The organism is Halorubrum sp. SS7 (assembly GCF_005435055.1).
Classification (GTDB): Archaea; Halobacteriota; Halobacteria; order Halobacteriales; family Haloferacaceae; genus Halorubrum; species Halorubrum salinarum.
In genome coordinates this window covers 1-329 of the sequence record NZ_SGXV01000462.1, presented here as the reverse complement: position 1 = coordinate 329, position 329 = coordinate 1, and the positions used below count along the sequence as shown (strand labels likewise).

Annotated in this window: 2 pseudogenes; both read left to right on the top strand. The window is 63.2% G+C overall.

The annotated features are described in order from the left end of the window. Positions 1-96 (top strand): annotated as a pseudogene (locus tag EXE44_RS21735) (cytochrome C oxidase subunit II); the annotation flags it as partial. Then, positions 93-329, top strand: a pseudogene (locus EXE44_RS18800) (cytochrome C oxidase subunit I); the annotation flags it as partial. The pseudogenes EXE44_RS21735 and EXE44_RS18800, both read left to right, overlap by 4 nt.

Here is a 329-nt window from a genome sequence, read left to right as displayed (position 1 = left end):
AACGAGTACTGCGGCGCGGGTCACCACGTCATGCAGGGGAAGCTCCACGTCGTCAGTCAGTCGCAGTTCGAGAACCGAGGAGGTGACTCGGCGTGAGCACGGCCCTCGAGTCCGAGCGGACGTTCGTCGACAAGTTCCCCGACGAGGCGCGCGTCGTCCGCGCGGCCTTCCTGAGTTCGTTCTTCGCCCTGTTCCTCGGCGCGGTGTTCGGGATCATCCAGACGCTCCACCGGACCGATGTCGCGCGGATCATCCCCTCGACGGATTACTACACCGTTCTCACCGCGCACGGCGTCTTCATGGTTATCAGCTTCACGATCTTCTTCCTC